This is a genomic window from Methylophaga sp., from assembly GCF_030651745.1.
In genome coordinates this window covers 43,213-51,279 of the sequence record NZ_JAUSCC010000031.1, presented here as the reverse complement: position 1 = coordinate 51,279, position 8,067 = coordinate 43,213, and the positions used below count along the sequence as shown (strand labels likewise).

At 46.7% G+C, this 8,067-nt stretch carries 9 protein-coding genes; 8 read left to right on the top strand and 1 reads right to left on the bottom strand.

Annotation, left to right across the window (positions count from 1 at the left end):
• The 8 genes from Q7V21_RS03670 to Q7V21_RS03635 all read left to right on the top strand — a co-directional run.
• Window positions 1–564 (top strand): septal ring lytic transglycosylase RlpA family protein (locus tag Q7V21_RS03670; RefSeq protein ID WP_304915978.1); only part of this gene is annotated, 564 nt, incomplete at its 5' end.
• Between the two features lie 26 nt (window positions 565–590).
• Window positions 591–1,739: a D-alanyl-D-alanine carboxypeptidase family protein gene (locus Q7V21_RS03665; protein ID WP_304915977.1), complete on the top strand. Its 1,149-nt coding sequence runs from the start codon at window positions 591–593 to the stop codon at window positions 1,737–1,739.
• Between the two features lie 7 nt (window positions 1,740–1,746).
• On the top strand, window positions 1,747–2,592 hold the full coding sequence (gene dat, locus Q7V21_RS03660; RefSeq protein ID WP_304915976.1) for a D-amino-acid transaminase: 846 nt from the start codon (window positions 1,747–1,749) through the stop codon (window positions 2,590–2,592).
• Window positions 2,592–2,867, top strand: coding sequence for a YbeD family protein (locus tag Q7V21_RS03655; RefSeq protein ID WP_304915975.1), 276 nt, complete (start codon window positions 2,592–2,594; stop codon window positions 2,865–2,867). Before dat ends, Q7V21_RS03655 begins: the two co-directional genes overlap by 1 nt.
• Before the next feature lie 11 nt (window positions 2,868–2,878).
• Complete coding sequence (lipB, locus tag Q7V21_RS03650) at window positions 2,879–3,493, top strand: lipoyl(octanoyl) transferase LipB (protein WP_304915974.1); 615 nt, start codon at window positions 2,879–2,881, stop codon at window positions 3,491–3,493.
• Complete coding sequence (lipA, locus tag Q7V21_RS03645) at window positions 3,490–4,449, top strand: lipoyl synthase (RefSeq protein WP_304915973.1); 960 nt, start codon at window positions 3,490–3,492, stop codon at window positions 4,447–4,449. Before lipB ends, lipA begins: the two co-directional genes overlap by 4 nt.
• Window positions 4,450–4,478: 29 nt before the next feature.
• Window positions 4,479–5,750, top strand: coding sequence for an NAD(P)/FAD-dependent oxidoreductase (locus tag Q7V21_RS03640; protein WP_304915972.1), 1,272 nt, complete (start codon window positions 4,479–4,481; stop codon window positions 5,748–5,750).
• A 113-nt stretch (window positions 5,751–5,863) separates the two neighbouring features.
• Entirely contained in the window at window positions 5,864–7,039 is a 1,176-nt protein-coding gene (locus Q7V21_RS03635; protein ID WP_069295554.1) for a citrate synthase, read from the top strand.
• On the opposite strand, the gene epmB is transcribed toward Q7V21_RS03635, so the two are convergent.
• Window positions 7,029–8,036 (bottom strand): EF-P beta-lysylation protein EpmB, encoded by a 1,008-nt coding sequence (gene epmB / locus Q7V21_RS03630; RefSeq protein WP_304915971.1) that lies wholly within the window; start codon window positions 8,034–8,036, stop codon window positions 7,029–7,031. The genes Q7V21_RS03635 and epmB overlap by 11 nt on opposite strands.
• Between the last annotated feature and the right edge of the window lie 31 nt (window positions 8,037–8,067).

Genomic DNA, 8,067 nt, shown 5'->3' with positions numbered 1-8,067 from the left:
GGCGAGCCTTATGATATGTATGCGATGACTGCTGCGCACAAAACGCTGCCGTTACCCAGTTATGCTGAAGTCACCAATTTGGATAACGGACGTAAGGTGGTGGTTAAGATTAATGACCGTGGTCCCTTTCATGATGACCGCCTGATCGATTTGTCATATAGTGCGGCCACCAAACTAGGGATTGTTGCGAAGGGAACCGGCAATGTCGAAGTTCGTGCCATTACCCAACGGAATGTAACAGCGTCTGCCAATACCACATCGACGCAATCCGTGGCCAAACCAACACCAGTTGCCAATACTGTTGCAGCACCTACCAGCACGCTGGGGAAAGTTGCATTGTTTCTTCAGGTTGGTGCATTCAGCACTATGAGCCGGGCGGAGCAAATCAAGCAACAAGTCCAGCAACAGGTCGAAGAACGTGTACATATTTCCACGCTGGAACGTTCACAGTCGCCACTGTATAGAGTTCGGGTGGGACCACTGGAAAGCGCTGAGTATGGTGAACGTATTGCCAGCCGATTAATGGATTTAGGGTTTTCCGAAACCCGAATTGTCACTGAATAAAACGCTTTTACACTTGAGAGTAACTAATGATTAAATTGCTAAAAATGAGTCTGGCTGGTCTGTTGTTTAGTGTTTCCACTTTGACAGTAGCCGGCATGATCACGCCAAATCCAACTGCACCATCAATTGCTGGTACGGCCTATATCCTGCAGGATTATGACAGTGGACAGATCTTAATGTCGCAAAATGCTGACGAGCGTCTGCCACCTGCCAGTATTACAAAATTGATGACTTCTTATGTTGTTTCCCAAGAAGTTTATGACGGTAATATCCGTCTGGATGATGAAGTGTTAATCAGCGAAAAAGCCTGGCGCATGATTGGCTCACGTAGCTTTATCGAAGTGAATACCAAAGTGACGGTCGAGGCTTTATTTCGCGGCATGATTGTACAGTCTGGCAATGATGCTGCGGTCGCTCTGGCAGAACATGTGGCCGGGAGTGAAGAAGTGTTTGCGCAGATGATGAATCAGTACGCGCAGAAACTTGGCATGTATAACACCAATTATCAAAATGCTACCGGGTTACCTGGAGCGGAGCATTACACCACGGCGCATGATATTGCGATTCTCTCTGCGGCGATGATTCGTGATTTTCCAGAGCATTACAAATGGTATTCCGAGAAGGAATATACCTATAACGGTATTACCCAGCATAACCGCAACAAACTGTTATGGCGTGATAATACGGTTGATGGTCTGAAAACCGGTCATACCGAAGAAGCAGGGTATTGTTTATCGGCGTCTGCCAAACGTGATGGTATGCGTTTGATCGCTGTGGTTATGGGTACTGCCAGTGAAAACGCCCGTGCCCAGGAAATCCAGAAGATGTTTAACTTCGGTTTCCGTTTCTTTGAAACGCACCAACTGTATGCAGCAGATGAAGCCATTACCCAGACTAAAGTCTGGAAGGGGCAAACTAATCAATTGAATCTGGGCTTGGCTAAACCATTATCTATTACCGTACCACGTGGACGTTACAAGGATTTACAGGCTTCTACCAACATTCAGCAACCTGTAGTTGCCCCCATTGCTAAAGGAACAGAGTTGGGCGAAGTTGAAATTCGTTTAGGCGATGAAGTAGTTGCTCAACAAAAGCTGGTCGCAGTAAATGATGTCGAAAAAGGCAGCTGGTGGAGACGGATCATCGACAGCTTATTAATGCTTATCTGGGGTTAAAACAACCGTGCCAACAGTCTATCTCAATGGTGAATTCCTGCCTGCCGATAAAGCACAGGTATCTGTTTATGATCGCGGATATTTATTAGGCGATGGTGTTTACGAGGTGATTCCGGTGTACGCTGGAAAAGCCTTTTTACTGGAGCGTCATTTACAGCGTTTGCAAAACAGTCTTGATGGCGTTCGTATTGAAAATCCTCATTCAGAGGAACAGTGGACTCAAACCATCAATGATTTAATCGCCAAAAATAATGGCGGCGATCAATCCTTGTATTTACAGGTCACACGAGGCGTGGCACCACGTGACCATATATTCCCTGTTGGTGTTGCTCCCAGCGTATTTATGATGAGTAATCCTTTGCACCCGGTTGCCGAGAGTTGGAAAATCGAAGGTATTAAAGCGATCACTACAGCAGATATTCGCTGGATGCGTTGTGATATTAAAGCAATAACTCTGTTGGCAAACAGTTTGATGAAACAACAGGCCCAGGATGCAGGTGCTCAGGAAGCGTTGTTGATTCGTGATAATTATTTGACCGAAGGTTCAGCCAGCAATGCCTATGCGGTGATCGACGGTGTTATTTTCACAGCACCGAAAGATGAAAAAGTATTGCCTGGCATTACCCGTGATCTGATTATCGAACTGGCGGCTCAAGCCGATATGCCTATGCATGAAAGAGCGGTCAGTGAATCTGCTTTACGTAATGCTGATGAAATATGGATCAGCAGTTCGACCAAAGAAGTGGTGCCAGTCACCTTATTGGATGGTGAAATTGTTGGCAGTGGCAAGCCAGGTCCGATTTGGCAGCAAATGCATGCTTTGTTTCAGCAATATAAACAAGAGGTAGCTTGATGAGTGAAGCAAGCGGAGAAGAAACCCTACTGGAATTCCCCTGCGAATATCCTGTGATTGCCATGGGCGAGAGCCATCCTGAGCTTGATAATATCGTAGTGGAAATTATCCGCCGTCATGCTGGCGATATTGCTGAAGGGGCGGTCACCAGCAAACAAAGTTCAGGCGGCAAGTTCACTTCCATCACTGTCGTTATTGAAGCAACCAGTAAAAAACAACTGGATGCTATCTATCAAGATCTCAGTAGTCATCAAGCCGTTAAATACGTGCTCTAACGCATTTTTCTATGAAGATTCAGGATCTCGGTTTGCGGGATTACCTACCAACTTTACAAGCCATGCAGCAGTTCACCCTGCAACGCGATGAGCTTACGGAAGACGAACTTTGGTTGCTGGAACATTATCCGGTCTACACACAGGGATTTAATGGTCAGGACGCACATCTGCTGAATAAAAATACTATTCCCGTGGTGCAAACTGACCGCGGCGGGCAGATTACCTACCATGGCCCCGGACAATTGATTGTCTATCCATTAATTGATTTACGTCGCCGAAATATGGGAGTGCGTCATATGATCACTCACCTGGAAAATTCCGCTATCACCTTATTGGCACAGCATGATATTGACGCATATTCACGTAAAGATGCGCCGGGCGTATATTGCAATGACGCTAAAATTGCCTCGCTGGGATTACGGGTCAAACGTGGCGCCTGTTATCATGGCCTGAGTTTGAACATTGATATGGATCTGCAACCATTTGCCGATATCAATCCCTGCGGTTATCCGGGGATGCAAATGACCGATATGAACACATTAGGTGCCAAAGTAGATATGGCGTTAATTAAACAACAATTTGTGTCTGTTTTTCTGTCACACATAGAACAAGGCAATACGCCATGAGCGACACCGTTGAAACAGTAAAACGTGATGTTAAAGCCCTGAAAGGTGCTTCTAAAGTTTCGCGTATTCCGATAAAAATCGTGCCCAGTGATCCGAAGCGCAAACCGGAATGGATCCGTGCTAAATCGCAAGGTGCGCCTGAAGTGCAGCGTATCAAACAAATGCTGCGTGATCATGATTTGCATACTGTATGTGAAGAAGCTTCCTGCCCGAATCTGGGGGAATGTTTTGCCCACGGCACGGCGACGTTTCTTATCATGGGCAATATCTGTACCCGGCGTTGTCCTTTTTGTGATGTAGCCCATGGCCGGCCTGATGCGCTGGATGAAAATGAACCGAATCATCTGGCAAAAACCATTGCTGCCATGCAACTCAAACATGTAGTAGTGACTTCAGTGGATCGTGATGATTTACGTGATGGTGGTGCTGCACATTTCAGCCGCTGTATCAGTGAAATTCGCCAGCAATCGCCGCAAACCCGTATTGAAGTGCTGGTCCCCGATTTTCGTGGACGTATGGATATAGCGTTAGAAATTTTGGCGGACAATCCACCGGATATTTTTAATCACAATCTGGAAAGCATTCCGCGACTTTATAAGGCCGTTCGTCCAGGTTCTGATTACCAATGGTCATTAGATTTGATTCGGCGCTTTCAGCAAATGCATCCTCAAGTACCGACCAAATCCGGCTTAATGCTGGGCTTGGGGGAAACCATTGATGAAGTTAAACAGGTGATGCAGGATTTGCGTGATCATGGTTGCCGTATGCTGACACTGGGTCAATATCTGCAACCGAGCCGCCATCATTTGGCCGTTGAACGTTTTGTCAGTCCGGCAGAGTTTGATGAACTGGCGGTGGCAGGTAAGGCAATGGGCTTTGATCATGTCGCCAGCGGACCAATGGTACGTTCGTCGTATCATGCGGATCTGCAGGCTCAGGGTGAAAAAGTTTCTTGAGTCGATGAATTAACAGCTGAGAGCTTTATATGGCTATCAAGCGACGCCAATTGTTAAAAAATGCGGTCTATGCCTCCGCTCTGGCAAGCTTGCCATTGGGTTTATCTACTGCGTGTTATCGCAGTCAACGACAACGAGTAGTGGTCGTCGGTGGCGGTTTTGCTGGTGCCACTGCAGCGCGATACCTGGCCATGTGGGCGCCGGACTTTGATATCACGTTGATTGAAAAAAATGCTCAGTTTATTTCCTGTCCGCAAAGCAATCTGATCCTCAGCGGTAATCGCAGTCTGCAACAATTGACTCATGAATATGATCATTTGCAAGCTGACAGATCCATTCGTTTTATTCAGGCGGAAGTTACTGCAGTTGATCCCGATAAGCGTCAATTGTGGCTGGAGGATGACAACCGTGTGGATTATGACCGGTTGATCATTGCGCCTGGTGTGGAGTTTATATACGACCAGTTGCCTATTCTGGCCTCACCGCAGGCTCAGCTGCATGTTCCCCATGCCTGGAAGGCGGGCGCGCAGACAGTAATATTAGCCAATCAACTTAAAGCCATGCGTGCAGGGGGAGTCGTCATTATGACGGTGCCTGCAGCGCCATTTCGTTGTCCTCCGGGACCTTATGAACGGGCCTGCCAGATAGCGTTATATCTTAAACAGCATAATCCAACCGGCAAGCTGCTGATTCTAGATGCCAATCCGGATATTGTTTCCAAAAAAGCTTTATTTATCGATGCATGGCAACAGCAATATAACGGGCTGATTGAGTATCAACCAATGAATCCGCTTGAATCTGTAAATGTGGCAAGCCTGGCAGTTGAAAGCTTTTTTGATAGTTATAAAGCCGATGTGTTAAATGTGATCCCGCCGCAGAAAGCCGGTAGAGTGGCTGCGATGGCCGGTGTTATCAATGTCGATAACCACTGGTGTGACGTTGATTATTTAACCTATGAATCTTCCGCGGTTGAACGTATACATGTGATAGGGGATGCGGTTTCCGCTAAAGTACCTAAATCAGCCCATATTGCCAATCAGCAAGCCAAGGTTTGCGCCGCAGCAGTGATTGCCCTGTTGCGTGATGAATTGCCCGAGCAACAACCGGTTTTCAGTAATACCTGTTACAGTTTTGTTGATGGTGAGCAAGCCGGACATGTTGCGGCTGTTTATCGATATGATAAAGACAGTCGGGATATGCTTCCACATCCCAGCGGCGGGGTTTCTGAATCTGCCAGTGAACTGGAAGGCCGTTACGCCCAAGGCTGGGCGGAAAATATCTGGGCTGATACATTAGGCTGAAATTCACCTGTTCACCTGCTGATTTGAGGCAGGGTTTCGGTCTTTGCCCATTGCAGTATAATGACTCGCAATTTCAATAACTCCACCAGCTGGATTTAAACACGAGGTAGTAGATGAGCGATTTTTTACCCGGCCTGGAAGGTGTGCCTGCCACAAAGTCAGCCATTTCATTTATTGATGGCGAAAAAGGCATCCTTAGTTACCGTGGTTATCCACTGGAAACACTGGCAACCAACAGTACTTTTGAAGAAACTACGCTATTGTTACTCGATGGCGAATTACCTACCAAAGCTGCCCTGAATCGCTTTTCCAAACAGCTACGCAGCAGCTATCGAATCAAATATCACATCCGCGAAATGATGCGGCATTTCCCGCATACCGGTCATCCGATGGATATGTTGCAAACCGCAGTTTGCAGTTTGGGTATGTTCTATCCGGGTACTGAATGTCTGACCGATGCGGATAGCTGTAAAGATATCGACTATGTCCGCAATATGACGGTTAATATCATCGCGCAGATGGCGCCGTTAGTCGCCATGTGGGAGCACATGCGTCAGGGCTATGACCCAATCAATCCACGTGATGATTTATCGGTCGCCGAAAACCTGCTGTATATGTTTACCGGTAAAGAGCCGGATAGTCTGATGGCCCGTATTATGGACGTCTGTTTAATCTTGCATGCTGAACACACTTTGAACGCTTCAACGTTTGCAGCACTGGTTGCCGGCTCGACCCTGGCATCACCTTACAGTGTTATTTCTGCGGCCATTGGCACGCTTTCCGGTCCGTTACACGGTGGAGCGAATCAGCGTGTTGTAGGCATGCTGCAGGAAATTGGTTCCCCAGATAATGTTGAAGCTTGGGTTGATAAAAAACTGGCCAACAAAGAAGTTATCTGGGGCATGGGGCATCGGGAATATAAAGTTAAGGATCCTCGTGCCACAATCCTGCATAAACTGGTGACCAAGCTGGTGGAAGAACGCGGTGGTTCACTGGATAAGATGTTCGCCACGGCAATGAAATTGGAAGAAGTCTGTGTGGATCGACTTGGACACAAAGGTGTTTACCCAAATGTAGATTTCTATTCCGGTATTCTCTACTCAGAAATGGGCATTCCAGAAGATCAGTTTACTGCTTTGTTTGCGGTAGCACGTTCAGCCGGTTGGCTGGCACATTGGCGCGAGCAGATTTCCAATAACCGTATTTATCGGCCAACACAGATTTATGTTGGTCATGAACAACGTGAATATATTCCAATGTCTGAGCGTAAAAAAGCGCCTAAGCAATAATGGTTTTACTGGCTTCACCTTGTTGCTCGCGCACCAGGCGCGGCACAAGGTAGCCTGGTAATTCGCGGCGCATTGCCGCTATTAAGGCAATGCCTTTTTGTTCGACAACATCAAAATGACTGGCTCCTTGTACTTTATCCAGTAAATGCAAATAGTAGGGCAGTACCTGAACTTCACTTAATCTTTCGCTAAGCGCGATTAAACTCTCTGCATCATCATTAATTCCACGCAATAAAACAGCCTGATTCAGCAACTCACAACCGGCATTGCGTAACTGTAATAAGGCTTCAGCGGTTTCAGCATCAATTTCATTAGCATGATTGGCATGGATCACCATGACTACTCGTAAATGACTGTTGCTGATCCAGTTCAGTAAACTTTGGGTTACCCGTTTGGGCAGTACCAATGGCAGTCTGGTATGAATTCGCAGACGTTTGATATGGGGAATTTTTTGTAAGTCTTGCACCATTGTCGCTAATTTTGTGTCAGTTAAAGCCAGCGGATCGCCACCACTGAAAATTACTTCACGAATACTGCTATCACTTTGTAATGCGGCTATTGATTGTTGCCACTGACTGGCTAACGGATTACTTTCACTGTAGGGAAAATGCCGGCGGAAACAGTAACGGCAATGAATCGCACAGGCACCCGTTGTGAGTAATAATGCCCGGCCCTGATATTTATGCAGAATTCCGGGTGAGCTGATTGCCAGATGATCACCGACTGGATCGGTTGAGAAACCTTCAACTTCACTATTTTCATCAATCAGCGGGAAAACCTGGCGCAACAGCGGGTCATTGGCATCGCCGTAATGCATTTTATTGATATAACTTTGCGTCACTCTTAGCGGAAAGTTTTTTAAGCTCTCAGCATCAATCGCCTGCAGACGATTCTCCAGCCCCAGCATTTGCAGCAAGATGGCAGGATTTTTAACGGCATGACTTAATTCATCCTGCCAATCAGCAAAGATTACGTCAGCTTGCGATTGCGGTATCATAGTGGGCTTTGATTTTGTGAACAGGCGACGA